Annotated in this window: 20 protein-coding genes and 1 pseudogene; 12 read left to right on the forward strand and 9 right to left on the reverse strand. The window is 74.5% G+C overall.

Going from position 1 to position 25,483, the window contains the following annotated elements:
- Positions 1–78: 78 nt before the first annotated feature.
- The 3 genes from ACZ4QV_RS27075 to ACZ4QV_RS27085 form a co-directional block, all read right to left on the reverse strand.
- Complete coding sequence (locus tag ACZ4QV_RS27075) at positions 79–3,345, reverse strand: sacsin N-terminal ATP-binding-like domain-containing protein (RefSeq protein WP_467763529.1); 3,267 nt, start codon at positions 3,343–3,345, stop codon at positions 79–81.
- A 484-nt stretch (positions 3,346–3,829) separates the two neighbouring features.
- Complete coding sequence (locus ACZ4QV_RS27080; RefSeq protein WP_361585125.1) at positions 3,830–4,747, reverse strand: DUF3027 domain-containing protein; 918 nt, start codon at positions 4,745–4,747, stop codon at positions 3,830–3,832.
- Between the two features lie 279 nt (positions 4,748–5,026).
- Entirely contained in the window at positions 5,027–5,368 is a 342-nt protein-coding gene (locus ACZ4QV_RS27085; RefSeq protein ID WP_361616202.1) for a hypothetical protein, read from the reverse strand.
- Between ACZ4QV_RS27085 and ACZ4QV_RS27090 the strand changes: the two genes are divergently transcribed.
- Genes ACZ4QV_RS27090 through ACZ4QV_RS27105 form a run of 4 tightly spaced genes read left to right on the forward strand, consistent with a single transcriptional unit; the run spans position 5,322 to position 8,955 of the window.
- Positions 5,322–6,737, forward strand: a complete 1,416-nt coding sequence (locus tag ACZ4QV_RS27090; RefSeq protein WP_467763530.1) for an MFS transporter — start codon at positions 5,322–5,324, stop codon at positions 6,735–6,737. The genes ACZ4QV_RS27085 and ACZ4QV_RS27090 overlap by 47 nt on opposite strands.
- A 26-nt stretch (positions 6,738–6,763) precedes the next feature.
- A complete protein-coding gene (locus tag ACZ4QV_RS27095; protein WP_361616171.1) occupies positions 6,764–7,276 on the forward strand; it encodes a hypothetical protein in 513 nt (170 codons plus the stop codon).
- A gap of 36 nt (positions 7,277–7,312) precedes the next feature.
- Positions 7,313–8,107 carry a futalosine hydrolase gene (locus ACZ4QV_RS27100; RefSeq protein WP_361156985.1) on the forward strand — a complete coding sequence of 265 codons (795 nt, stop codon included), beginning with the start codon at positions 7,313–7,315 and terminating at the stop codon, positions 8,105–8,107.
- Entirely contained in the window at positions 8,104–8,955 is an 852-nt protein-coding gene (locus ACZ4QV_RS27105) for a 1,4-dihydroxy-6-naphthoate synthase (RefSeq protein WP_467763531.1), read from the forward strand. Before ACZ4QV_RS27100 ends, ACZ4QV_RS27105 begins: the two co-directional genes overlap by 4 nt.
- 22 nt (positions 8,956–8,977) lie before the next feature.
- Here ACZ4QV_RS27105 and ACZ4QV_RS27110 read toward each other — a convergent pair whose 3' ends face one another.
- Positions 8,978–9,361 (reverse strand): cold-shock protein, encoded by a 384-nt coding sequence (locus tag ACZ4QV_RS27110; RefSeq protein ID WP_031001692.1) that lies wholly within the window; start codon positions 9,359–9,361, stop codon positions 8,978–8,980.
- A 223-nt stretch (positions 9,362–9,584) separates the two neighbouring features.
- On the opposite strand from ACZ4QV_RS27110, the gene ACZ4QV_RS27115 reads away from it, so the two are divergent.
- A complete protein-coding gene (locus ACZ4QV_RS27115; RefSeq protein WP_030022254.1) occupies positions 9,585–9,824 on the forward strand; it encodes a hypothetical protein in 240 nt (79 codons plus the stop codon).
- Positions 9,825–9,843: 19 nt separating this feature from the next.
- Here the strand turns inward: ACZ4QV_RS27115 and ACZ4QV_RS27120 are convergent, their stop codons facing one another.
- Positions 9,844–10,527 carry an HAD family hydrolase gene (locus ACZ4QV_RS27120; protein ID WP_467763532.1) on the reverse strand — a complete coding sequence of 228 codons (684 nt, stop codon included), beginning with the start codon at positions 10,525–10,527 and terminating at the stop codon, positions 9,844–9,846.
- Positions 10,528–10,622: 95 nt separating this feature from the next.
- On the opposite strand from ACZ4QV_RS27120, the gene ACZ4QV_RS27125 reads away from it, so the two are divergent.
- The 4 genes and pseudogenes from ACZ4QV_RS27125 (at position 10,623) to ACZ4QV_RS27140 (ending at position 14,675) form a co-directional block, all read left to right on the forward strand.
- Entirely contained in the window at positions 10,623–11,651 is a 1,029-nt protein-coding gene (locus ACZ4QV_RS27125) for a FecCD family ABC transporter permease (protein ID WP_361156994.1), read from the forward strand.
- A complete protein-coding gene (locus ACZ4QV_RS27130) occupies positions 11,648–12,736 on the forward strand; it encodes a FecCD family ABC transporter permease (RefSeq protein WP_361156997.1) in 1,089 nt (362 codons plus the stop codon). The genes ACZ4QV_RS27125 and ACZ4QV_RS27130 overlap by 4 nt, the downstream gene beginning before the upstream one ends.
- Positions 12,733–13,587, forward strand: coding sequence for an ABC transporter ATP-binding protein (locus tag ACZ4QV_RS27135; RefSeq protein ID WP_361585136.1), 855 nt, complete (start codon positions 12,733–12,735; stop codon positions 13,585–13,587). The genes ACZ4QV_RS27130 and ACZ4QV_RS27135 overlap by 4 nt, the downstream gene beginning before the upstream one ends.
- A 31-nt stretch (positions 13,588–13,618) precedes the next feature.
- A pseudogene (locus ACZ4QV_RS27140) lies at positions 13,619–14,675 on the forward strand (ABC transporter substrate-binding protein).
- A gap of 87 nt (positions 14,676–14,762) precedes the next feature.
- On the opposite strand, the gene ACZ4QV_RS27145 reads toward ACZ4QV_RS27140, so the two are convergent.
- Positions 14,763–16,097, reverse strand: a complete 1,335-nt coding sequence (locus ACZ4QV_RS27145; RefSeq protein ID WP_361585141.1) for a hypothetical protein — start codon at positions 16,095–16,097, stop codon at positions 14,763–14,765.
- 188 nt (positions 16,098–16,285) lie between these two features.
- On the opposite strand from ACZ4QV_RS27145, the gene ACZ4QV_RS27150 reads away from it, so the two are divergent.
- On the forward strand, positions 16,286–18,919 hold the full coding sequence (locus ACZ4QV_RS27150) for a helicase-associated domain-containing protein (RefSeq protein ID WP_361157007.1): 2,634 nt from the start codon (positions 16,286–16,288) through the stop codon (positions 18,917–18,919).
- A 43-nt stretch (positions 18,920–18,962) separates the two neighbouring features.
- Here ACZ4QV_RS27150 and ACZ4QV_RS27155 read toward each other — a convergent pair whose 3' ends face one another.
- On the reverse strand, positions 18,963–19,361 hold the full coding sequence (locus ACZ4QV_RS27155) for a Uma2 family endonuclease (RefSeq protein WP_467763533.1): 399 nt from the start codon (positions 19,359–19,361) through the stop codon (positions 18,963–18,965).
- Between the two features lie 204 nt (positions 19,362–19,565).
- Here ACZ4QV_RS27155 and ACZ4QV_RS27160 point away from each other — a divergent pair, with 204 nt between their 5' ends.
- A complete protein-coding gene (locus tag ACZ4QV_RS27160; RefSeq protein WP_361157017.1) occupies positions 19,566–21,209 on the forward strand; it encodes a DNA repair helicase XPB in 1,644 nt (547 codons plus the stop codon).
- Between the two features lie 24 nt (positions 21,210–21,233).
- Here the strand turns inward: ACZ4QV_RS27160 and ACZ4QV_RS27165 are convergent, their stop codons facing one another.
- Positions 21,234–22,475, reverse strand: coding sequence for a glycosyltransferase 87 family protein (locus ACZ4QV_RS27165; RefSeq protein ID WP_467763554.1), 1,242 nt, complete (start codon positions 22,473–22,475; stop codon positions 21,234–21,236).
- Positions 22,476–22,737: 262 nt separating this feature from the next.
- Positions 22,738–22,929, reverse strand: coding sequence for a hypothetical protein (locus tag ACZ4QV_RS27170; RefSeq protein ID WP_361157019.1), 192 nt, complete (start codon positions 22,927–22,929; stop codon positions 22,738–22,740).
- A gap of 431 nt (positions 22,930–23,360) precedes the next feature.
- Between ACZ4QV_RS27170 and ACZ4QV_RS27175 the strand changes: the two genes are divergently transcribed.
- Positions 23,361–25,442, forward strand: a complete 2,082-nt coding sequence (locus ACZ4QV_RS27175) for a HelD family protein (protein ID WP_361157153.1) — start codon at positions 23,361–23,363, stop codon at positions 25,440–25,442.
- Positions 25,443–25,483 lie beyond the last annotated feature (41 nt).

Raw genomic sequence — 25,483 nt, forward strand, 5'->3', positions numbered from 1 at the left:
CTCCGCGCTTTCCGGCCACGCGGAACGGGGCGGGCCGACCGCGTCACCGCGGCCCGCCCGCCCCGCCCCGGAACGGCCTCAGTCGAACCAGCGGGCCTCCGCCAGCTCCTCCGCGCGGTCCGGGTCCTCCAGGAGCGCCGCCGCCTCGAAGCGGCGGGGCCACTGGCCGGCGGCCCAGGCGAGCCCCGCGGCGACCCCCTCCAGGGTCGCCGCGTGCAGCGTGCCGTCCGGCGTCCAGCGCCAGTCGAGTTCGGTGCCGCCCTCGACGGTCAGCTCCTCGTGCTCGACGTACGACTGCGGCGTGTCCGGGCCCAGCAGCGTACGGACCGGCTCCGGGACCTCGTGCCGGCTGCCCTCCGAGACCACCGGCGCCGCGAAGACCTCGCTCAGCCGCCGCACCTGGAACAGTTCCGCCAGCTCAGCGGCGCGCGCCGGACGGACCGGCAGCAGGGGCAGCCCGGTGGCCAGCGGCATCAGGTCCGGCGCGTCCGCGACCACGGCCTCCGCCGCGTCCACGATGCGCACCTCGCCGTCCACGACGGCCCGCACCTCCTCCGGCAACGTCACCTGATCGGGGTCCAGGTCCGCCAGCATCCCGTACAGCGCGTGCAACTGCGCGGAGCCCACCTCGTGCTCCGGGTCCGCGAGGCGGCCCAGCAGCTCGGCGGCGCCGCCCGGCTCCTCCAGGAGCGCCGCCACGGAGGTCCGCACCCCGAGGGCGCGCAGCACCTGCGCGTCCACCTCGCCCGCGTCGGCCGACTCGTACAGCCCCGCCAGCAGCGGATCGCCGCCCGCGGCCCGCAGACCGGCCGGCCGGCGGCCGTCCAGCACCGGGTGCCCGCGCAGCCACCACGCCGTGTACGGGCGGACCGAATCGGTCGTACCGTCCGGCAGCAGCACCCGTACGGGCGCGGTCAGCGCGTCCCGCAGCGGCGGCCGCGACAGCATCGCCAGCGCCTGCGGCCACGCGTCGTCGTCCACCAGATCCAGGTCCCGTACGGCCACCAGCTCCATCGCGACCGGCGGCACCGGCGTCTCCGGCAGCCCGTCGAGGACGTCCTCGCACCACACGTCCACGGCGTCCAGCACACCGGCGTCGTCCGGCTCGGTGAAGTCGCCGTCGCGCGGCTCCAGCTCGTCCGGGTCCAGCACCACGTCCTGCGCCCGTACGAGGGCGAAGCCCGCCAGCACGCCCACGGCGGTCAGCGGCTGCTCGCCCCAGCGCTCCGCGAACCCGGCGTCGACCGCGGCGAGTTCACCCTCCCGGATGACCCGCTCGAAATCACTCCCGGGCAGTACCAGTTCACCCGCCGGTGCCGGCTCACCGTCCTCGTCCGGCAGCGCGAGCGCGGCCAGCCACGGCTCGTCACCGGGCGCCAGATGCGCATCGCGCACCAGCCCCAGCACGGCCTCGGCCAGCTCCTCTCCCCCCAGCCCGGCCGGCTCCCCGTCGAAACCGAAGGCGTAGTCGTCCTCCGCCGCGTCCAGGGAACCCGCGACGGCCGCCCGCACCTGCGGCGTCGTCAGCACGGCACGCGGCGCCGCCGGGGTGGCGCCCAGCTTCTCCAGCAGCGGATGCACGGCCTCCGGATGTGCGACCTTCAGCCCCAGCCGGGCCAGCGTCGCATGCCGCTCCGCGGCGTCACCGCCGTCGCCGTCCGGCAACGGAAGCAGCACCTGCCGCGGCCCGATCGTGGTCCGCGCGGCCCGCCCGTCCTCACCGGCAGGCCCGGCCAGCGGCACCGGCAGCCCGCTCAGCCGCTCCGGGTCCGTACCGGCCAGCGAGTCGTACAGCCGCCACCACCACGCCGGCGACCGCTCCACGCCCGCCAGCCGGTCCACGACCTCGCCGAGCGGCACCCGCGCCACCCCCAGCGCACGCAGCTCGGACCGCCGCTCCAGCCCCGCCGGCAGCAGACTCGGGAACAGCTCCGCCAGCACCCGCACGGTGTCCGCGCCGGCCCCCTCGACCAGCTCGGCGTCCACCGGCCGCAGCACGTACGCGTCCTCCTCGCCCCGCGCACCGCCCCAGCCGCCGCCCTCACCCGGAGCCAGCTCGTCAGGCCCCGCCGACTGCGGCACCGTCTCCAGCGACAGTTCCGCGCCCGTGGCAGGTGCCGCCGCGCTCGGCAGGAACCGCACCCGCGGCAACAGCTCCAGCACCTGCCGCCGCAGCTCGTTGTCCAGCTCCCCCTTGCCCAACGGCCCCGGTACGAGATCGATCGTCCCCGCCGACACCGGCTGCCAGCCGGCCAGCAACGACGCGTACGCCTCGGCGGCGCGCCGCACGAGATGATCGGTCAGCGCCCCGGGCGCCACATGCCGCCGCGTCGGCTCCAGCGGGAACGAAGCGATCAGCAGTCCCGGCAGGCCCTGCGGCTCGTCGGTCGGCGTCGGCGCGTGCACGACCGGCGCGGTCGCCGGGCGCACCGGCGCGCCCTCCTCGTCCACCGGCACCGCCCACGTCACCGCCCAGTGCGGACGCAGCCGTTCCTCCACCGGACGGTCCGCCAGCAGCTCGGGCTCCAGCGCACCGCTCTCACTCACGACCCGCCAGCGCGAGACGCCCCGCTCACTGTCCTCGATGACGACGTACGCGCCCTCCTGGCGCCGCCTCATCTCCCGTACGCCGTCCGGAGTCTCCACGACGACCTCGGCCAGCCCCGGCAGCGTCAGCAGCAACGCCGCGTCGATCCCGGCCAGCAGGCGCACCGTCAGCTCGTGCGCGGCACCGTCACGCAGCGGCAGCACGACGGACGTGTCGTACCCCTGCGGAGCGGAGCCCTCCGCGGGCAGCGGCAGACGCAGCAGCGGTACGTGGCCGTCCCGGCGCCGCAGCTCACCACCGAGCCCCGGACTGTGCGCCGCCACCTGGCTGGCCAGCTCCCTGGCCTCGGCCAGCGACCAGCGGACACCGCCGGTACGGCCGACCAGCGCGGGCTCGTCACTGACCGCGAGCACCGCCGAGAACCCGACACCGAACCGGCCGACGGAGACCGCCGCCGCGGTCTCCCGCTTCGCGGACGCGCGCAGCGTGGCCAGCGATTCGACGCCGGTGGCGTCGATGGGGGCGCCGGTGTTGGAGGCGACCAGCACGGCGGGTTCGCCGCCCTGGGCCGGGTGCAGGGTCAGGCGCAGCCGCCCGGCCACCCCGGCGCGGCCCGCGGCGTCCGAGGCGTTCTGCGCCAGCTCCACGGCGAGCCGGTCACGGTACCCGCCGAGCGCGAGGTCCTCCTCGGCGTTCGCATCCTCCCGGAACCGGGCCGGCGAGGCCGCCCAGGCATCGAGCACCCCCCGCCGCAGCCGAGCCGTCCCGAACGGATCTGCCTCTGCCGCTTCGCTCACGTTCTCTCCCGTTCCTCCGATGCCGAACTCCACTTTCTACCCGGTGAGAGGCGAAGGTGGGGCATGGGGGTGGGATGTGCCCTGGTGGGGGCGCGCCGTGCGCAACGGACTTCTCACGAACCCCGGCACACCTGGCCCGGTGCGCGATGGGCCCGGCCGTCGAACGGCTATCCCAAGCGATCGGCCTGGGCACTCACGCGAGCCTCACCACCAGGTGGGCGCGCACCAGGGTGATCGGAAACTTCCCCCACCGATACCTCGGCTCGCCAATCCGACCGGAGGGGCGTGCAGGAGGCCATCCCCGCAGGCAGTCCGGACACTGGCCCACATATCCGATGCACCTCAGCTAAAGGATGCCGTGGGGGTCCCCCGGCCGAAGGCTGGGGGAGAGTTGGCCCCTGCGCGCCCCCGCCCCCACAACGAACGCAGCGCGAGCCACACGTCAGCACAACCCCCCGCGCGAAGCGCCCCCACCAACACCAGGTCAGCTGTGACCGAACTCCTCGGCCGGCCCCGAGTCCTCCACAGACCCCCCCGTCCGGTCAGGACGCAACGTGAACGGATCCACAACGGTCTCGTCAATAACGGGAGGCGCCGGCCGCGGAGGCCTCGGCATGACGGCAGCCTCAGAATGCCCCCCACACCCGTACCCGAGCGACACGACATGCCCATCCGCAGGCCCGAACTCGTTACCGCAGATACCGAACGCCTGACGGAGCGAGCCGGCCAGAGGCACCAGGAAGCCACAGGAGACACAGTTGGCGGGGGCGGCCTGGGCCATGGCGGTCTTGGGGCCGTACTCCTCTTCCCAGCGGTCCGCCGCAGCGTGCAGACCGTAGCGGGAGAGAACCCGGGAGCGCCCCATGCCCAGCTCGTCGGCGACGGCGGCGATGCTGCCGCGGGCGGTCGAAGCGGGCTGGGCCGCGGGCGACCCGGGCTCGACATCGGCGTCCTCGGCGTCCGCCAGCTCGGTGACGCCAGGTGACACCTGGGTGCCACCCGCCCCCGCGACCTCCGCGGCCCCCTGGGAACCCAGGCCGGGCTCCAGCCGGAGATCCTCGGCCTCGGTGGGGAGCAGGTCGCCGGGCCCCATGTCGCCGGGGCGCAGCCGCTCGCTCCAGGGCACCCATTCGGGGGCCAGCAGCGCGTCGGGGCCGGGCAGCAGGACGCTCTCGTCGAGGGTGACGTGCTTGGCCCGGGACGCGCGGGCGACGGTGACGGCCCAGCGCCAGCCCCGGTAGCCGGGCTCCTTGCATTCGAACAGGTGCGTGACGACGCGGTCTCCGTCGGCGACGACGTCGACGTGCTCGCCGACCGTGCCGGGCGCCGCGGCCTCCTCGGCCGCTACGCGGGCAAGGTCGACCGCCTCGGCGCACAGGCGGTCAGGGGTACGGCTTCGCATCGCAGCACTCACAAGAATCGATTCTCTCTTCCACGCCGTCTCACGAGTGCGCCAGCCGGAGCTGTCCTGTCCTTGTCCGGACGACCGGCGTGCCGGGGCGGGCGGAGCGGACCTGGGGACCGCGTCGACGTCCGCGCCCGGTCATCTCGGTCGAGCGCACCTCTTACGACCCATTCTGCGGGATCGCGGCAAGGCGCGCGGCCAAGAACGACCGCCGGTGGCGCGCTACACACGCTACCCCTTCAACGGTGCACGACCCCTCGCCGGGAGCGGCAAATGTCACCGGCAGCGTCCGGCGGCCGGGCGGTGCGGCGCGACAGGGCCCGGAAAGAGCCATGTCCCGGGCGAGTTGGGGCAGTATTGCTGCGTGGCTGGCGGACGGGCGTCGAGGAAGTCGAGGCTGCCGCGGATGTCGCGGGCGTCGCGGATCTCCAGGTCGGGGACGGCGAGGGCGGCCCGGACCCCGCGGATCGCCAAGGCTTCGCGGATCTCCACCGGCCCGCGTGTCTCCAGGAGCGCGCGGGTCTCGACGGCGTCCACGCGGCCGGGCCGGGAGGGCGGCGGGGCGGGCCGGGTGTGCCGTGCCGCCGGGCGGGCGCTGCGCCGTCCGTTCACGGCCACCGGGCGTGGCATACGGCGTGCCACCCACGCGCACGGCGCGGGCGAGTCGGGTCTCGGCAAGCTGATCGAGTTGCACGCGGTGAATTCGGCCGGTGACATGTTGATCACGGTGGCGCTGGCCTCGACGGTGTTCTTCTCGGTGCCGACGGACCAGGCGCGCGGCCGGGTGGCGCTGTACCTGGCGGTGACGATGGCGCCGTTCGCGCTGCTCGCGCCGGTGATCGGGCCGCTGCTGGACCGGGTGCCGCACGGCCGCCGGGCGGCGATGGCCGGGGCGATGCTGGCCCGCGCGCTGCTGGCGCTGACCATGTCGGGCGCGGTGGCGGGCGGCGGCCTGGAGCTGTATCCGGCGGCGTTGGGCGTATTGGTGTCTTCGAAGGCGTACGGGGTGGTGCGGAGCGCCGTCGTGCCGCGCCTGCTGCCGCCCCGTATCTCGTTGGTGAAGGCCAATTCGCGGGTGACGCTCGCGGGGCTGCTGGCGACGGGCGCGGCGGCGCCGCTGGGGGGCGCGCTGCATCTGATCGGGCCGAGCTGGCCGCTGTACGGGGCGTTCACGGTGTTCGTGGCGGGCACGCTCCTGTCCTTCTCGCTGCCGCACAAGGTGGACTCGGCGAAGGGCGAGGGGCGGGCCCGGCTGGCGTCCGGCGAGGACGGCGCGGGACTCGGGAAGGCGGCGGGCGAGCTGCCGGGGAAGGCGGCGGGCGAGCTGCCGGGGAAGGCGGCGGGCGAGCGCCCGGGGAAGGCGCTGGCGGGCGGGCGGCGCCCGGGGCTCCGCACGGTCGGGCCGTCCGTGCTGCACGGCCTCCACGCGAACTGTGCCCTGCGGTCGCTGTCCGGCCTGCTGACGTTCTTCCTGGCGTTCCTGCTGCGCGAGCACCCGCTCGGCGGGCTGGGGCCGCAGGTGTCGCTGGGTCTGGTGGCGGTGGCGGCGGGGGCGGGCAACGCGCTGGGGACGGCGGTCGGCGCGTGGCTGCGGGCCAGGGCGCCGGAGCTGATCATCGCGGTGGTGCTGGGGCTGGCGCTGGCCGTGGCGGTGACCGCGGCGGTCTTCTACGCACTGCTGGCGATCGTGGTGGTGACGGCCGCGGCGGCGACGGCGGGGTTCTGCCAGGCGTTGGGGAAGCTGTCGCTGGACGCGGTGATCCAGCGGGACGTGCCGGAATCGGTCCGTACGTCGGCGTTCGCCCGTTCCGAGACCGCGCTCCAGCTTTCCTGGGTGGTCGGCGGCGCGGTCGGGATCGGGCTGCCGCTGAACGGTACGGTGGGCCTGGCGGTGGCCGCGGCGCTCGTCGCGACGGGCGTGGCACTGGCCGTGCGCGGCCTGCTGGGCGCGGCGCGGCACGGCGCGCCCCACCCTCGTGTGGCGTGACCGGGGCCGACCGATAGCCTGCCCGCATGACCGCGTTCTCTTCTTGGGGTACTGGCCGCCGCGCCGCTGCCGCCCTCGGTGCCGTGTCCCTGGGGCTCGTCACCCTCTCCGCCTGTGAGAAGCCGACTCCGCTCGCCACGGTGACCGCCGGCAAGGACACCGTGACCGCCGAGGCCGCCTGCTACGACGACGGCAAGGTGCTCGGCGATCTGGCCGCCAGCGACAAGAAGGCGCAGGCCGAGTTCACCAAGTGCCTGACCACCGAGCCGAAGAAGACGCTCACCGTGCACCCGGGCGAGAAGCTGCGCCTCGGTGTCGAGCCGGACGTGGCGGAGGACGGCTGGATCGCGCTGTCCAACAACAGCCCCATCACCAACGTCAGCAAGCAGACGTACCAGGTCGTCGGCAGCACGGACCAGCTTTTCGTCAACCAGCAGACCCGCAGTCTGGCCGATTCCACCGTGGTGTCCGTCGTGGCCACCAAGGGCGGCAAGTACACGGGCGTGTGGAACGTCAAGCTCAAGCGCGCGGAATCCTGAGTCCGCTGAGGTACGCGTGAGGCTGGTGGTGGTGAGGTGACCGTGCCGCGTGTCCTGGTCGTCACCGCCGTCGCGGCCGAGCGCGACGCGGTGGTCGCGGGCGTGGCCGGTGACGGCGGCGCGGAGATCGTCGCGCTGCCCGCGGGCGGCTGCGTACTGCACCGGGTACGGACGGCCGCGCCGTCCGCGCACGAGCGGGCCGGCGCGGTCCTCGACGTGCTCGCGGCCGGGGTCGGCCCGGCCGCCGCTGCCGCCGGTACGGCCACCGCGCTGACCGCCGGAATCTGTGCCGGAGCCGGTTACGACCTGGTCATCTCCGCCGGGATCGGAGGCGGTTTCGGGCCCGGTCCGGACGCGGTCGGCCCCGGCGCCGCGGTCGGTTCCGCGGTCGTCGCGGACGCGATCGTCGCCGCCGACCTGGGCGCCGAGACCCCGGACGGCTTCCTTCCGGTGACCGAGCTCGGCTTCGGCACCGTCGTCCACACCCCGCCGCCGGCCCTCGTACAAGCCCTCGCCGCGGCCACCGGCGCCGCGTGCGGCACGGTGCTCACCGCGTCGACCGTGACCGGCAGCGCGGAGCACGCCGCGCGCCTCGCCGCGCGCCACCCGCGCGCCCTCGTCGAGGCGATGGAGGGCTTCGGAGTCGCCGAGGCCGCCGCCGCGCAGGGCCTGCCGGTGCTCGAAATCCGTACGGTCTCCAACCCCGTCGGCCCGCGCGACCGCGCCGCGTGGCGCATCGGGGAGGCGCTCGGCGCGCTCTCCGCCGCCTGCGCCGCGCTCCCCCGCGTTCTGACGGCGGCCGGGGCCCCCACCTCCTGGAGGACGCCATGAGCGACGCGCTCAAGATCGCCTATTCGCCGTGCCCGAACGACACCTTCGTCTTCCACGCGTGGGCGCACGGCAAGGTCCCCGGCGCCCCCGCGCTGGACGTCACCTTCGCCGACATCGACATCACCAACGGCATGGCGGAACGCGGCGAGCTGGACATCCTGAAGGTGTCGTACGCGGTGCTGCCGTGGGTGCTGGAGGAGTACGCGCTGCTGCCGTGCGGCGGTGCGCTGGGGCGCGGCTGCGGCCCGCTGGTGCTCACCAAGAAGCCGGGCGAGGCCAAGGACCTGGCGGGCAAGACGGTGGCGGTGCCCAGCGAGCGGTCGACGGCGTACCTGCTGTTCCGGCTGTGGGCGGCGGAAGAGGTGCCGGGCGGCGTCGGCGCGGTCGAGGTGCTGCCGTTCGACGAGATCATGCCGGCCGTACGGGACGGCCGGGTGGACGCCGGGCTGGTCATCCACGAGGCCCGCTTCACGTACCGGAACTACGGCCTGAGCTGCCTCGCCGACATGGGCGAGCACTGGGAGCGCACGACCGGGCTGCCGATCCCGCTGGGCGCGATCATCGCCAAGCGCTCGCTGGGCGCCGAGCGGCTGCGCGAGCTGGCCGCGGCGGCCCGCGAATCGGTACGGATGGCCTGGGACGACACCGAGGCGTCCCGCGCGTACGTGCTGGAACACGCGCAGGAGATGGACCCGGCCGTCGCCGACCAGCACATCGGCCTGTACGTGAACGAGTTCACCGCCGACCTCGGCGAGAACGGCTACGCGGCCGTGCGCGGGCTGCTCACGCGCGCCGCGGCCGAGGGGCTCGTACCGCCCCTCGGCCGCGATGCGCTCAGCTTCGGCTGACCGGGCCGCGCCCGGCCGGCCGTCAGACGTCCAGTTGGTCGGCGACCGCCCGGAGCATGCCGGCGATCTTCGAGCCGTGCGCCTTGTCGGGGTAGCGGCCGCGCTCCAACTGCTGGGTGACGCTCTCCAGGAGCGTGGTGAGGTCCTGCACGATCGACGCCAGCTCGTCCGGCTTGCGGCGCTGGGCCGCCGCCACCGACGGCGCGGGGTCGAGGATCGTCACCGAAAGCGCCTGGTCACCGCGCTGGCCGGCCACTACGCCGAACTCGACGCGCTGGCCCGGCTTGAGTGCGTCCACGCCGTCGGGCAGCACCGACGAGTGCACGAAGACGTCACCGCCGTCGTCGCGGGAGAGAAAGCCGAAGCCCTTCTCGCTGTTGAACCACTTGACCTTGCCGGTAGGCACGTCTGTCCTCGTCCTCGTACTCGTCGGAAAACCACTGGGGTCCGGATTGCGCGTTTTCTGCGTTAACTGTGTTTTTTGCGTCTTCTGCGGGAAAAACAGCTCTGGATAGCAGTGCAGCGGGCCACCGGACCCGCCACCCCCCAAGGCTAATGGTCCGGTGCCCGGTGACAAGACGTCGCCGGGTGGTTCCTCCGCGCTTCTGGCCCGGACTTACCCTGGTCATGTGTCTGACGAAACTCCCCAGGCCGGGGATCTGCTGGTCCGGATCGGCGCGATTGTTTTCCTGATTGGCGCGGTGGCCACTCTCGCCACCGTGACCCCGTTGTTCGTGGGGGCCGATCCGCTGCCGTCCGTCTTCTACTGGGTCTGCATGCTGATGGGCGCCGGGTTCCTCATCGCCGGGGCCGGAGTGCTGCGTTCCGTCGCGGCGCAGCGCCGGCAGGCGAAGTCCTCCACGGCGTAGACGCGGGCGCCTCGCGTCGTCACGCGCTGCGCCGCGCCCGCTCCGCCACGTACTCCTCCAGCCAGGCCGGGAAGCCGGTCAGGTCGTCGAGGAGGACGTTGGCGCCGGCCGCGCGCAGCTCGTCCGCGTCGCACGGTCCGGTGGCCACGGCGACGGACACCGCGTCGGCGGTCCGCGCACCGCGTACGTCGCCGGTGTGGTCGCCGACGTAGACGGACGCGCCGTACGCGCGCAGCGCCTCCGCCTTGGCCTCGGCCCACAGCGAGCCGATGACGGCGTCCGCGCCGATGTCCAGGTGTGCCAGGTGCAGCTTGGCGTTGGGCTCGTACTTCGCGGTGACCACGATCGCCCGCCCGCCGTGGCGCTGGACGGCGGCCACCGCCTCGCGGGCGCCCGGCATGGCGAGCGTCCCGGTGATCGCGTGGGCCGGGTACAGCTCGCGGTACAGGTCGCTGACCTCCGCGACCCGCTCCTCGGGGAACCACCGGCGGATCTCCTGCTCCAGCGGCGGCCCGAGCCGGGTGATCGCCGCGTCCGCGTCGACGTACGTCCCCGTCGCGGCGGACAGCGCCTGGTAGGCCGCCTTGATGCCGGGGCGGGAGTCGATCAGCGTCATGTCCAGGTCGAAGCCGACCGTGAGCTGCTGCGAGGCCGTGGCGACCGTGGGACCGGGTACCGGGTTGTGCGAAGCCATGGTGGCCATTGTGGCCGATGACCGTGGTGGTCCGGGCCTACACTGGCCCCGCCTGGCTCCGCCCCGCCCGCGCGCACCCCGCGACGCCCCCGCGAAGGGAACCGATGCCGGTCGTCCGGTCCCGCAGTCCCAGAGCCCCTTTGCCGAGACGTCGCGTCGGCCTGACGGCGGCGGCGGTGCTCGCCCTGCTGCTGGCGGTCTTCCTCTCCCTCGCGGTCGGCAGCCGCCAGCTGGCCCCGTCCGAGGTGTTCGACGCGCTGCTGCACGGCGGGGACGGCGACGCCGCGCAGGTGGTGCGCTTCCTGCGGCTGCCCCGCACGCTGATCGGCCTGATGGTGGGCGCCGCGCTCGCCCTGGCGGGCACGGCCATGCAGGGCATCACCCGTAATCCCATCGCCGACCCGGGGGTCCTCGGCATCAGCCAGGGGGCCTCGGTGGGCGTGGTCCTGGCGCTGTCCTTCCTGGGCGTGCACACCCTCGGCGGATACGTCTGGTTCGCCTTCGCGGGCGCCGGGGCCGCCTCGGTCGCCGTGTACGCGATCGCGGCCGCCGGGCGGGGCGGCGCGACGCCGGTGAAGCTGGCGCTGTCCGGCGCGGCGGTCAACGCGCTGCTCGTCGCGGTGACGATGGCGGTGCTGACGACGAAGGCCGCGGCGCTGGACGAGTTCCGGTTCTGGCAGGTCGGCTCGTTGACCGGCCGGGACAGCGAGGTCGCCGCGCAGATCTGGCCGTTCCTGCTGGCGGGCGCGGTGCTCGTGCTGTCCGCCGCGCGCGGCCTGGACGCCCTGGCGCTCGGCGACGACGTGGCCGAGGGGCTCGGGCAGCACGTCGCCGCGGTACGCGTCGTGGCCGGGCTCGGCGCGACCGTGCTGACCGGCGCGGGCGTCGCGGCGGCCGGACCGATCGCCTTCGTCGGCCTGGCCGTACCGCACCTCGCCCGCGCGGCGGTGGGCGGCGGCCACCGCCGGCTGCTGCCGATGGCGGCGCTGCTCGGCCCGGTCGTCGTGCTGGTCTCGGACACCGTCGGACGGGTGCTGTTCCCGCCGTCCGAGGTGCCGGCGGGCGTCATGACGGCGCTGATCGGCGTCCCGTTCCTGGTCGCCCTCGTACGGCGGAAGGCGGTGCCCGCGTGACGGCACCGGCCACCGGCCCCGGCGCGGCGGTACGGCACGGCCGGGCGCGGCCCGCCGGCTACGGCCTCGTGCGGGCCGGGCGCGGCTCCTTCCTCGTGCACCGGCGGGCGGCGGCCGTCGCCGGGGTGCTCGCCGTGCTGCTCGCCGCCGTCTGCCTGGCGTACCTGTGCGTCGGCGAGTCCTTCGTGGCCCCCGGCGAGGCGCTGAAGGCCGTCTTCGGGCAGCCGTCGTCCGCCGGGCTGGTCGTCGGGACGCTGCGGCTGCCCCGGATGGTGGTCGGGCTGCTGACCGGCGCGGCCTTCGGGGTGGCGGGCGCGCTGATCCAGACCGTGGCCCGCAACCCGCTCGCCAGCCCCGATGTCATCGGCATCACCCAGGGCGCGAGCGCGCTGACGGTGGGCGCCATGACGTACGGCGTCACCTCGTACGCCGTCCTGCCCTACCTGTCGGTCGCCGGCGGGGTCCTCGCCGCCGCCCTCGGCTACGTCTTCGCCTGGCGCGGCGGCCTGCACGCCACCCGCTTCGTCCTGATCGGCATCGGTTTCGCCGTCGCGCTGCGCTCGGTCACCCAGTTGTTCCTCACCAAGGGCGACTACACCGCGGCCCAGCAGGCGCAGGTGTGGCTGACCGGCTCCCTCAACGGGCGCGGCTGGGCCGAGGCCGCGCCGCTCGGCTGGGCGCTGACGGCGCTGCTGCCCGCCGTCCTGTGGGCGGCCCGCGCCCAGCGCACCGTCACGACGGACGACGACACCGCGACCGCCCTCGGCGTACGGCTGAACCGCACCCGTCTCGGCCTGGCCGCGCTCGGCGTGGTGCTGGCGTCGATGGCGACCGGCGCGGCCGGGCCGGTCGACTTCGTGGCGCTGCTCGCCCCGCAGACCGCCCGCCGCCTGACCCGTACGGCACAGCTCCCGCTGCTGTGCTCGGCGCTGTTCGGCGCGGTCGTCGTCGTGTCGGGCGACCTGCTGGCCCGCAAGCTCCTCGCACCGACCGAACTACCGGTGGGGGTGCTGACCGCGGCCGTCGGCGCCCCGTACCTGATCCGTCTGATCATCCGCAGCCGGGCCGTGGGAGGACGCGCGTGACCGAGGGCAGCAAGGACGCGGCTGTCGCCGTCAGCCGTCTCACGGCGCGGGACCTGACGCTCGCCTACGAGGACCGCACCGTCGTCGAGGGGCTCGACCTCGACATCCCGCACGGCGCGGTCACCGTCGTCGTCGGCCCCAACGCCTGCGGCAAGTCCACGCTGCTGCGGGCGCTCGGTCGGCTGCTCAGACCGCGCCGGGGCGCGGTCCTGCTGGACGGTACGGACCTGGCCCGCCTTCCCACCAGGAAGATCGCCCGGTCGGTGGGGCTGCTGCCGCAGTCCCCGGTGGCACCCGAGGCGATCACCGTCGCCGACCTGGTCTCGCGGGGCCGCCAGCCGCACCAGCACTGGTGGCAGCAGTGGTCCGAGGCGGACGAACAGGCCGTCACCGAGGCCATGGACCGTACGGACGTGACGCAACTGGCCGACCGGGCGGTGGACGAACTGTCCGGCGGGCAGCGGCAGCGCGTGTGGATCGCGATGGCACTCGCGCAGGAGACCGACCTGCTGCTCCTGGACGAGCCGACGACCTACCTCGACATCGCGCACCAGGTCGAGGTGCTGGACCTGATCCGGCAGCTCAACCACGACCGGGGACGCACCGTCGTCGCCGTCCTGCACGACCTCAACCAGGCCGCGCGCTACGCCGACCACCTCGTGGCGATGAAGCAAGGGCGCATCGTCGCACAGGGGCGGCCGTCGGCGGTCGTCACGGCGCGACTGGTGCGCGAGGTGTTCGGGCTGGAGTCGGTGGTGGTACCGGATCCGGTGACGGGCTCGCCCCTGGTGGTTCCGGGGCGGCCTTGGCAGGCTCCGGGGACGGCCGACGCCGCGCCCGGGTCTGAGTGACCGCGCCGCTCCCCAGCCGAAAGGGCTTGTCATGCCGCTCTCCGCAGTTCCCCGCCGAGCCCGGCGGGCCGGACGACGCCGTGCCGCGCTCGCCGTGACCTCCGCCCTGGCCGCTTCCGTGGCGCTGTCCGCCTGCGGTGCGGGCGGGTCGTCCGGATCATCCGGTACGGGCGGTTCCGGTGGCTCCGGCTCTTCGGCCAGGGCGGCCGACTGCCCCGCCCAGCCCGCCACCACCTGGGCGCGGCCCGCTTCCGGCGCGGGACGGCACACGGTGCGTACGGCGCAGGGCGAGGTGGAGGTGCCCGACGCGCCGCGGCGGGTAGTGGTGCTGGACACCGCGGAACTGGACTCCGCGATCACCCTCGGGGTCCGGCCGGTCGGCGCCACCCGCTCCGACGTGGCGGGCGGCTTCCTGAATTACCTGCCGAAGGACAAGCTCGCGGGCATCGAGGACGTCGGCAAGATCGGCGCGCCCAACCTGGAGGCGGTCGCCGCCCTCAAGCCCGACCTGATCCTCACCAGCAAGGTCCGCGACGGCGGGCGGTACGCGCAGCTCAAGGCCATCGCGCCCACGGTCATGACGGAGACCACCGGCTATCCCTGGAAGCAGAACTTCGCCACCCGAGGCGAAACGGGCGGTCGCCGCGTACGAGGCCCACGCCCGGCGGGTCAGCGCGGCGCTCGGCGGGGCCGCGGCCGCGCAGCGCACCACGACCAACGTCGTCCGCTTCGTCGAGGGCGCCGACACCCGCATCTACGGCTGCCGCAGCTACATCGGCACGATCCTGAACGACGTCGGCACCGGCCCGACCAGCGTGGTGCAGGACGCGCCGGACGGCATGATGATCGAGGTCAGCGCGGAGCAGATGAACCGGGCCGACGCGGACGCGGTCTTCTACTCGGCGTACGGCAGCCCGGAGAAGTCCAAGGAGACGCGGGTCACCGGCGGCGCGCTGTGGAAGAACATGAAGGCGGCCAGGAACGGCCGGACCTTCCGCGTCGACGACGAACTGTGGATCCAGGGCATCGGCTACACGGCGGCCGACAAGATCCTGTCCCAGCTTCAGGAGAAGCTGACGCAGAAATAGCGGGAGCAGGCGGTCGGCGCAGCAGGGGGACGGTGGCGGCGGCCGGGCGGGACGGATCTCGTACGGTCCGCCCGCCCCGGCGACCGCTCAGCGCGGTTGCCGCCGCATCCGCCACACCAGGAACAGGGCCGAGGCGACGGCCGCGACCCGGACCACCACCGGCAGCACCCCGGTCAGCTCGTGCCCCAGTTGCCCGTCGGCGATCGGCTCGCCCCACCGCCCGTCCACACGGCCCCACAGCCACACCACCAGCCCGCCGACGATCACCCCCGGCACCCCGAGCGCCGCGAACCTCGCCTCGCCGCGCGGCAGCCGCCGGGAGGTGTACGCGAGCGCCCAGCCGCCCGCGAGCGCCAGCCAGGACCCCAGCACCGCGCCCGCGACCAGCAGCAGCACGGCCAGCAGCAGGACCGGGCTGAGCGGCGGCCGCGCGGCCCGGACGTACTCCGCCGGCTCGGGCTCCTCGGCGTACGGCTCCGGCGCGGCCGGCTCCGACGCGGCCGGCTGCCGGCGCCACGCGAGGACGCGCGGCAGTACCCGGGCCAGCACGCCGGTGCGCGGCGCCTCGGCCGCCTCCTCGCCGTGCTCGCCGCCCGCCTCCGCGTCGGCGTCCTCCGCGTCGTCCGCCTCCCGCTCGCCCTTCTCCAGGGACAGCGGGCCGTCCTCCCGCTCGCCCGGCGGGCGTTCGCGGATCTCGGGGATCTCGATGCCGCCGACGAAGCCGGGCACCGTCTCACCGGGCTCGTACGACCCGTACGGACCGAGCGGGCCGTCCTCCACGCGCCACCAGTCGGGCTCGTCGGCGCCCTCACCGAAGGCGACGGTGCTGTCGCCCAGCTCGTCGAAGCCGGCGAGGTGCGGCGGGGAGGCGGTCGGCGGCGGCTCCGGTTCCCGGGCGCGGGAGGAGCGGCGCTTGCCGTCGCGCGGCGCGGGGACCTTTCCGGCCAGGCCGCGCAGCCCTTCACCGAGGCCGGACAGGCCCGGCAGGCCACCGCCCCTGGCCGGACCGCCGCTCCGGGCCGGGCCGGCGTCCTGAGGCCCGGGGGCCGCGGTACCGCCCGCCTCGCCGGGTACGCCCGGGCCCCCGCCCGTGTTTCCGCCCGCACCGCCCGTGCCGAAGCGGCGCGCGGCCCCGCCCAGCTTGTCGCGCAGGCCCGGCCGCGCCGGTGGTTCCGCAGCGGCCTGCGGCGTCAGCGGAGCGGGCGCGCCGCCGCCCGCCGCCGTCACCACCGCCTCGGGCGTACCGAGCCGGGCCAGCACACGTCTCACGCCGGGCACGGTGTCCGGCTTCGCCGCGTCCACCTGCGCCCGCAGCTCGGCCACCAGGCGCATCCGCGCCCCGGAGGACAGCCCGCGCTGCTGGGCCAGATCACCGACCCGGCTCAGATAGTCAAAGACCAGCTGGTCGCTCTCGATCCCCACGAAATCCCCTGTGGCACAGCCCGGTTCCTCCCGAGACCGTACCCCCGATCGCCCCTCCTACGGCGGCGGCGGCGCCGACCGGCCCTCGCGGTGCACGGACCCGGCCGGCCGTCGCCCGTATCCGGCGGCCGCCGTCCGGCACGGCGCTGCACCCGCCAACGTCACACGCCCCCGCTACCGTGTAGCGGATGAGTGAAACACCCCGCACGCTCGCCGAAGAGCTCCGCACCCGCCCCGACAGCGGGCTCGCCGACCTGCTGCGGGCCCGCCCCGACCTCCTCAACCCGGTCCCCGGCGATCTCACCCAGCTCGCCACCCGGGCCGGCACCCGCGCCTCGGTCGTCCGCGCCGTGGAGCGCCTGGACCGCTTCGCGCTGCAGACCGCCGAGGCACTGGCGGTGGCGCCGGATCCCTGCCCGTTCGAGACGCTGCTCGGGCTGATGGCGGGAGACCCGGCAGACACGGAAGCGGCAGACCTCACCTCCGACAACACCCCCGACATCACCGCCGCCGTCACCGCGGAACTGCCCCGCGCCCTGCGCACCCTGCGCGACCAGGCGCTGGTCTGGGGCGGCGACGACCGGCTGCGCCTCGTCCGTACGGCCCGCGAACTGCTCGCGCCCGGTCCCGCGCACCCCTCCCCCACCGGCCTGGGGCCGACCGTCGCCGAAGCCACGTCCGGCATGTCGCCCGGCCGCCTCCAGGAGATCCTGGCCGCCGCGGGGCTGGCCGCGACCCATGACCCGGTGACCGCCGTCGCCGCCCTGACCGGGCTGTTCGAGGACCGTACGCGGATGGCCGCGCTGCTCGACGGGGCGCCCGGCGAGGCACGCGACGTACTGGACCGGCTGGTCTGGGGCCCGCCGTACGGTGCCGTCACCGACCGGCCCGCCGCGCACCTCCAGTGGCTGCTGGACCGTGGCCTGCTGCTGCCCGCCGGTCCGCGCAACGTCGTCCTCCCCCGCGAGGCCGCGCTCCACCTGCGCGCGGGGCGCGCGCACCGCGTTCCCGAGCCGCTGCCGCCCGCCCTCGCGCCCACCACCGAACGCGATCCACAGCTTGTGGACAGCGCCGCCGCCGGCCAGGCGTTCACCGCGCTGGCCACCGTCGAGGAACTGCTCAAGGAGTGGGACCTCGGCGGCCCCGGTGTCCTCCGCGCCGGCGGCCTGTCGGTCCGCGACCTCAAGCGCACCGCCGCCGCCCTGGACGTCACCGAACAGACCGCCGCGTTCTGGCTGGAACTCGCCTACGCCGCCGGGCTGCTGGCGTCCGACGGCGAAGCGGACGAACGGTACGCGCCCACCCCGGCCGCCGAGGACTGGCGCCGGCTGCCGGCCGAGGAACGCTGGGCGCGGCTGGCCACGGCCTGGCTCGCGGCGACCCGTACGGCCGGACTGGTCGGCACCCCCGACCCGAAGGGCCGCGCCCTGTCCGCGCTCGGCCCGAACCTCGACCGTTCCGCGGCCCCCGAGGTACGCCGCCGGACGCTCACCCTGCTCGCGTCCCTGGCCCCCGGCACGTCCGTACCGGCCGAAGCCGTACTGGACCGGCTCCGCTGGGAACGCCCGCTGCGCGGCGCGGGCCGGACGGCGGCGGTCTCCGCCGCGAACAGCGGCACCAAGGCGGCCGCCCGCCGCCCCGACCCGGCCACCGCCACCACTTCCCCCTCGGCCACCGCCTCCGACGCCAACGCCGCCCGTAACGCGGGCGCTTCCCCGGCCCCGGCCGCCACCGACGACCTGCGCTCCCGTATCGCCCGGTGGACGCTCGCCGAAGCCGAACTCCTCGGCATCACCGGCCGCGGCGCCCTCGCCACCCACACCCGGGTCCTCCTGGAAGCCGGCACCGAGGCCGCGCCCACCGGCGCGGAGGACCCCGCCACGCGCGCCGCCGCGTTCCTCGCCCCGCTCCTCCCCGAACCCCTCGACCACGTCCTCCTCCAGGCCGACCTGACCGCTGTCGCCCCCGGCCCCCTCGAACGCCCCCTCGCCGACGCGCTCGGCGTGCTCGCCGACATCGAGTCCAAGGGCGGCGCCACCGTCTACCGCTTCACCCCGGCCTCCGTACGCCGTGCCCTGGACGCCGGCCGCTCCGCCGCCGAGCTCCGGTCCTTCCTCACCGCGCACTCCCGCACCCCGGTGCCGCAACCGCTCGCCTACCTCATCGACGACGTGGCCCGGCGCCACGGCCGGCTCCGCATCGGCGCGGCCTCCGCCTACGTACGCTGCGACGACGACGCGCTCCTGACGGAGATCCTCGCCGACCGCCGCGCCGTGGCCCTGCGCCTGCGCCGGCTCGCCCCGACCGTGCTGGCCTCGGCCACCGCGCCCGAACAGCTCCTGGAGGGTCTGCGCGCGATGGGCTACGCCCCCGCCGCCGAGTCCGCCGAGGGCGACGTCCTCATCGCCCGCCCGGACGCCTACCGCACCCCGCAGCGCGCCGCGCCCACCCCGGTCCCGGAGGGCCCGCCCGCGCCGGACACCACCCTCCTCGAAGCGGCCGTCCGCGCCATCCGCGCCGGCGACCTGGCGGCGACCGCCGAGCGCAAGCCGGCGAGCGCCCCCACCCCGGCCCCCGGCGCCCTGCCGCGCACCGCCTCCGCCGAGACCCTCGCCACGATGCAGGCGGCCGTCCTGACCAACGCCACCCTCTGGATCGGCTACGTCAACGCCGACGGCGCCGCCAGCCAGCGCGTCATCGCCCCCGTCCGCGTCGAAGGCGGCTTCGTCACCGCCTACGACCACACCGCCGACGAGGTCCGCACCTTCCCCCTCCACCGCATCACGGGCGTCGCGGAACTGGCGGACGAGACGGCTTCGTGAGGGGGCGGCCACGGCTCCAGGAAGCGCCCGCTCCCTGAACCCGTCAGCGCCGCTGACGCACCAGTGCTCCCGGGTCCACCTCGACCGGAAGCGGCTTTTCGATCAGCGTCGTCCGCCCGGCCTCGGCCACGGCCCGCTCCACATAACGGCCGTTCTCCAGCTCGCAGACGACCAGGGTGGGCACGGGCTCCAGCTCCAGCCGCCACAGGTGCTCGATACCGGCCTCGGCGTAATACGACGGCTTGAGCAGCCGGTCGGTGCGGCGCCCGGACGACGACGGCGAAACGATCTCGGCCACGAGCAGCACGGCCTCGGCGTCGAAATGCGTCGGGTCCTGAGCGGCAGCGGCGGCGGCATCCACCACGGCGATGTCCGGGATGAAGAGGCCGTCGGGCAGGACCACGTTGACCGCCCCCAGCACCTCGACCGGAGCCGTCGACATCAGTGTGACACCGGCCACTGACATCGCGCCGCCGGCTCGGCACCGCCCCGCTCGCTCCGCCCCGCTGCGGTGCCGCGTCCCCGCAGCGACCCCGATGTGACCGCCCGCCCATGAGGCACACTGGACGTTTGGCCGTACGGACGGCCGGGTGCCGCGGTCGGGCTGGGGAACGGCCGGGTGCAGGTGACGCGAAAGGCGAGGCGCGTGAACGGACCTCTCATCGTCCAGAGCGACAAGACGCTGCTGCTGGAAGTCGACCACGAGCAGGCGGAGGCGTGCCGCCGGGCCATCGCGCCGTTCGCCGAGCTGGAGCGGGCGCCCGAGCACATGCACACGTACCGGGTGACGCCGCTCGGGCTGTGGAACGCGCGGGCCGCCGGGCACGACGCCGAGCAGGTCGTGGACGCGCTGGTCGGGTTCTCGCGCTACCCGGTGCCGCACGCGCTGCTGGTGGACATCGCCGAGACGATGTCGCGGTACGGGCGGCTGACGCTGAGCAAGCACCCGACGCACGGACTGGTGCTCACCAGCACCGACCGGCCGGTGCTGGAAGAGGTCCTGCGGTCGAAGAAGATGCAGCCGCTGGTGGGGGCCCGGCTGGACCCGGACACGGTGGTGGTGCACCCGTCGGAGCGCGGGCAGATCAAGCAGACGCTGCTCAAGCTGGGCTGGCCGGCCGAGGACCTGGCCGGGTACGTGGACGGCGAGGCGCACCCGATCGAGCTGGACGAGGCCGGCTGGTCGCTGCGGCCCTACCAGGAGCAGGCCGTCGAGGGCTTCTGGCACGGCGGGTCGGGTGTCGTCGTCCTGCCGTGCGGCGCCGGAAAGACGCTGGTGGGGGCCGGTGCGATGGCACGGGCCAAGGCGACCACGCTGATCCTGGTCACCAACACCGTCTCGGCGCGGCAGTGGAAGCACGAGCTGGTGAAGCGGACCTCGCTGACCGAGGACGAGGTCGGCGAGTACAGCGGCACGAAGAAGGAGATCCGGCCGGTCACCATCGCCACGTACCAGGTACTGACGACCAAGCGGAAGGGCGTCTACCCGCACCTGGAACTGTTCGACTCCCGGGACTGGGGCCTGATCGTCTACGACGAGGTGCACCTGCTGCCGGCGCCGGTCTTCAAGTTCACGGCGGACCTCCAGGCCCGCCGGCGGCTGGGGCTGACCGCGACGCTGGTGCGGGAGGACGGGCGCGAGTCGGACGTCTTCTCGCTGATCGGCCCGAAGCGTTTCGACGCGCCGTGGAAGGAGATCGAGGCGCAGGGGTACATCGCGCCGGCGGACTGTGTCGAGGTGCGGGTCAGCCTGACCGAATCGGAGCGGCTGGCGTACGCGACGGCCGAGCCGGAGGAGAAGTACCGGTACTGCGCGACGACGGCCAGCAAGCAGAGTGTGACCGAGTCGCTGGTCCGGCGGCACCAGGGCGAGCAGACCCTGGTGATCGGGCAGTACATCGACCAGCTCGACGAGCTGGGTGAGCATCTGGACGCGCCGGTGATCAAGGGGGAGACGACCAACGCGCAGCGCGAGAAGCTCTTCGACGCGTTCCGGGAGGGGGAGATCTCCGTGCTGGTCGTCTCCAAGGTCGCGAACTTCTCGATCGACCTGCCGGAGGCGACGGTCGCCATCCAGGTGTCGGGCACGTTCGGGTCCCGGCAGGAGGAGGCGCAGCGGCTGGGGCGGGTGCTGCGGCCCAAGGCGGACGGGCACGAGGCGCGGTTCTACTCGGTGGTCGCCCGCGACACCGTGGACCAGGACTTCGCGGCGCACCGGCAGCGCTTCCTGGCGGAGCAGGGGTACGCGTACCGGATCGTGGACGCGACGGAGCTGCTCGCCGACGACTGAGCGGGGACCGGCCCCGGCCCGGTCTCAGCGTTCGGGGACGCGGGTGCTCAGCTCGCGGGACGGGCGGGCGGTGCGCGGCAGCGGGAAGGGGCGGCGGGCCAGGACGGCCGGCGGGGCGGCCGGGGTTCGGCGGCTCCACCAGGCCACCGCCGCCAGCAGCGCCAGCCCCAGGACCGGGTACGGGGCCGCCAGCGGCTGCTGCCACCAGGAGAGGTGCAGATCGAGGTCGCCCTGGTGCGGGAGTACCCACATCGTGCGGGCCGTGAAGAGGACCGCCACGGCGACCAGCAGCACGCGGCGCCACCGTACGCCGCGGACGTGCGCCCCGAGGGTGACCAGCAGCGGTACGCACCACACCCAGTGGTGGGACCAGCTGATCGGCGAGACGAGCAGGGCCGTGACCGCGGTGCACAGCACGCCCCAGGAGTCCAGGCCGCGCCGCACGTACACCCGGCGGGCGACGAGGAGTCCGGCCATGCCGGTCAGCAGCGCCGCGCCCGCCCACAGCAGGCCCGGTTCCTCGGTGTGCAGACAGCGGGCCAGCAGGCCCTGCAAGGACTGGTTGTCGACGATCCACGCCTTGCCGACCCGGCCGGTCTCGAACATCCGCTGTGTCCAGAACTCCACACTGGCGTCCGGCAGGACGAGCACGCCGAGCAGGACGGAGCAGACGAAACCGGCCAGGGCGGTGCAGGCGGCCCGTACCCGGCCGGTGATCAGCAGATAGACGGCGAACACCGCCGGGGTGAGCTTGACACCCGTGGCGACGCCGACCGCGAAGCCCTTCAGGCGGGCGCCGTCCGGGCGGGCCAGGTCCCACAGGACGAGGCAGGTCAGAGCGATGTTGATCTGTCCGAAGACGAGCGTCTGGAAGAACGGTTCGAGCCAGACGGCGACCGCGGTGGCGGCCAGCACGACGGGCAGGGTCCGCGCGCGCCGCAGCCGGGACCCGCCCGTGGAGCCGCCGGTGCCGGGGGTGTACGCGGCCTTGTACGAGAGGTGCAGCAGGACCGGGACGAGGGCCACGTTGACGAGGACGGAGGCGACCTTGAGAGCACCGAGCGGGAGCCAGGTCGTCGGGATGAACAGCAGGGCCGCGAAGGGCGGGTAGGTCGCGGGGAGTTTCCACTCGGTGACGGTGAAGCCGTACAGGTCACCGCCGGTCGCCGCGGCCTCACCTTCGGCGCGGTAGACCGCTATGTCCGACATGGACAGGCTCACCAGCCGGAACACGGCGGCCAGCCCGGCCAGGGACAGCAGGAGCAGTACCGCTGCGGCGATCGTCTTCTTGTCCGGGCGCGTGAGATGCCGCGTCCACGGCCGTCTGTGCGGTAGCGACCGCGTCCCCTCGGCGGCAGACACTTGTTTGGCCCCTCCTCGTCGCCGGACGCACGCTGTCTGCGGCGACGCTAGTCGATCGAGACCGACTGTTTGTAACGGTTTCCGGTCGTCCGGATGCTGGTTGGGTATCGGTCGGGTGCTGGAGCGGGCCCGGATTCGGAAATCCCGGCGTACTCGTGGTCCGGGCTCAGTCCTCCGCGTACTCTCCGAGGAGGACGACGCTGACCGCGGCGGCGGCGAAGACCTTGACCGCGCGGAAGACGTTGCCGACGATGTGCCGCTGCTCGTGGGTGTGCTGCGCGTGGCCGGCGTCCGCGCCGAGGGCGGTGGCGCCGTGGGTCGGGTGCAGAGTGCCTGGGGTGATGGTTGCGCTGCTCATGTCTCCATGATGGTTTTCGCCAGGAGCCCGCACATCGGCCCACGGGTCCATCCCTGACCGGCCTTTGGTCAGTCCCAGGGCCGATCCCGCCCCCTACGGGAGATGGACGGGGCCGGGCGGAAGGTCAGGGGTCCGCCGGGCGGAAAGCCGGGGGCGGGACGGCCGGGCGACTGCCGGGCACGCCCTCGTCACCGCCGGCCGTCCCGCCGCGGAAATCCGTTGGCGCCCCGGATACCTGCTGGCTACAATCGCCGGTCTGCCCGCCTCCCTCAGAGCCTGAGCGGAGTGCCGCCGGCCGCACGGAAACCGGCCGGCTTCCCGCTTCACGCATCTGAACGCATCTGACACGCATCTGCAGACGCCCAGGAGTACGGACGAGTACGAGTACGCCGTCCCGTACCTCCGTGGCCGGATCCGCCGGAGGCAACACCGTGCCCTCGCACGCCCAAGACCAGGCAGCCGCCCACCCCGACCCGCTGGAGCGCGAACGCGCCCACCTCGCCGCCTCCCGGGCGGCGCTGCGCGCCATGCGCGCGGACGCCGAGGCGCTCAACATCGCGGACGTCACCGCGAACTGGGTCAACGCCGAAGTGCTCCAGGGCGAGGTCGACGCCCGCATCAAGGCGCTCGCCGACCTGGCCCACACCCCGCTGTTCTTCGGCCGCCTGGACTACCTGCACGCCCCGGGCGTGGACGCGGCCGAGGGCGCGGCGGGCGAGAACTTCTACATCGGCCGCCGCCACGTGCACGACGCCGACGGCGACCCGATGGTCATCGACTGGCGCGCGCCGGTCTCGCAGCCGTTCTACCGGGCCTCGAAGAAGGACCCGATGGACCTCGAACTGCGCCGCCGCTTCGGTTACACCGGCGGACGGCTGACCGCGTACGAGGACGAGCACCTGACCGACCCGGCCGAGGCGGAACAGCACAGCAAGCTGCTCCAGACCGAGATCGAACGGCCGCGGGTGGGGCCGATGCGCGACATCGTGGCGACGATCCAGCCGGAGCAGGACGAGATCGTGCGCGCCGGGATCGGCGGCACGGTCTGTGTCCAGGGGGCGCCGGGCACCGGAAAGACCGCGGTGGGCCTGCACCGGGTCGCCTACCTGCTGTACGCGCACCGCGAGCGGCTGGCCCGCTCCGGCACGCTCGTCATCGGTCCGAACCGTTCGTTCCTGCACTACATCGAGCAGGTGCTGCCCGCGCTGGGCGAGTTGGAGGTCAAGCAGGCCACCGTCGACGACCTGGTGGCGCACGTCGAGGTGCGGGGCACGGACGACGCGGCGGCGGCGACGGTCAAGGGGGACGCGCGGCTGGCGGAGGTGCTGCGCCGGGCGGTGTGGTCGCAGGTGCGGGCGCCGTCCGAGGCGTGTGTGGTGGTGCGCGGTTCGCGGCGCTGGCGGGTGCCGGCGTACGAGATCGAGGAGATCGTCGAGGAACTGCGGCGCCGCGACATCCGTTACGGGGCGGCCCGGGAGGCCCTGCCGCAGCGCATCGCGCACGCGGTGCTCGTACGGATGGAGCAGGCGGGCGAGGCGCCGGACGACCGGGTGCAGGACGCGGTGGCGCGCAACGCGGCGGTCAAGGCCGTGGTCAAGGAGGTGTGGCCGCCGGTCGATCCGGCGAAGCTGGTGCTGCGGCTGCTGTGCGACGCGGAGTTCCTGGCCGCGCAGGCGGAGGGCATCCTGACGCCGGAGGAGCAGAAGACGATCCTGTGGGCGAAGCCGGCCCGCAGCGTGAAGAGCGCCAAGTGGTCGGCGGCGGACGCGGTGCTGATCGACGAGGCGGCGGACCTGGTCTCCCGTACGCACTCCCTGGGGCATGTGGTGCTGGACGAGGCGCAGGACCTGTCGCCGATGCAGTACCGGGCGGTGGGGCGGCGCTGCTCGACCGGTTCGGCGACGATCCTGGGCGACATCGCGCAGGGCACCACGCCGTGGTCCACGGACACGTGGGAGGAGGCGCTGGCCCACCTGGGCAAGCCGGGCGCGCGGATCGAGGAGCTGACGCTCGGCTTCCGGGTGCCGCGCGAGGTGATCGCGTACGCCTCCCGGCTGCTGCCCGCGATCGCGCCCGACCTGACCGAGGCCACCTCGGTCCGTGAGTCCGCGGGGGACTTCGCGGTCCGCCCGGTGCCGTCGGCGGAGCTGGACGACGCGGTCATCACCGCCTGCCACGAGGCGCTGGCCAAGGAAGGATCGATCGGCCTGATCGCGGCCGAGGCCCGGCTGCCCGCCCTGCGCGCGGCGCTGGAAGCGGCGGAACTGACCGTTCTGGCGCCCGGCGAGGAGACCTCGGCCGAGGCCCGTCTGACCCTGGTCCCGGCCACGCTCGCCAAGGGCCTGGAGTACGACTACGTGGTGGTCGACGAGCCCGCCGCGATCGTCGACGGCGAGCCGGACGAACGCACCGGACTGCGCCGCCTGTACGTCTGCCTGACCCGCGCGGTCTCCGGGCTGACGGTGGTCCACGCGGCGGACCTGCCGGAGCGGCTCGGCGCGGCCGCCGGGTGAGCCGGTCCCCGTACCGGCCCGAGGGCGCCCGTGACCGGTTT

The sequence above is a fragment of the Streptomyces sp. NPDC026394 genome (genome assembly GCF_055567735.1).

Bases quoted from the DNA above. Each gene is read 5' to 3' on its own strand.
- ACZ4QV_RS27150 (WP_361157007.1), top strand. From the start codon at position 16,286: ATGAGTGAAACACCCCGCACGCTCGCCGAAGAGCTCCGCACCCGCCCC.
- ACZ4QV_RS27080 (WP_361585125.1), bottom strand. From the start codon at position 4,747: ATGCGAAGCCGTACCCCTGACCGCCTGTGCGCCGAGGCGGTCGACCTT.
- ACZ4QV_RS27105 (WP_467763531.1), top strand. From the start codon at position 8,104: ATGAGCGACGCGCTCAAGATCGCCTATTCGCCGTGCCCGAACGACACC.
- ACZ4QV_RS27120 (WP_467763532.1), bottom strand. From the start codon at position 10,527: ATGGCCACCATGGCTTCGCACAACCCGGTACCCGGTCCCACGGTCGCC.
- ACZ4QV_RS27155 (WP_467763533.1), bottom strand. From the start codon at position 19,361: ATGTCGACGGCTCCGGTCGAGGTGCTGGGGGCGGTCAACGTGGTCCTG.
- ACZ4QV_RS27170 (WP_361157019.1), bottom strand. From the start codon at position 22,929: ATGAGCAGCGCAACCATCACCCCAGGCACTCTGCACCCGACCCACGGC.
- ACZ4QV_RS27095 (WP_361616171.1), top strand. From the start codon at position 6,764: ATGACCGCGTTCTCTTCTTGGGGTACTGGCCGCCGCGCCGCTGCCGCC.
- ACZ4QV_RS27125 (WP_361156994.1), top strand. From the start codon at position 10,623: ATGCCGGTCGTCCGGTCCCGCAGTCCCAGAGCCCCTTTGCCGAGACGT.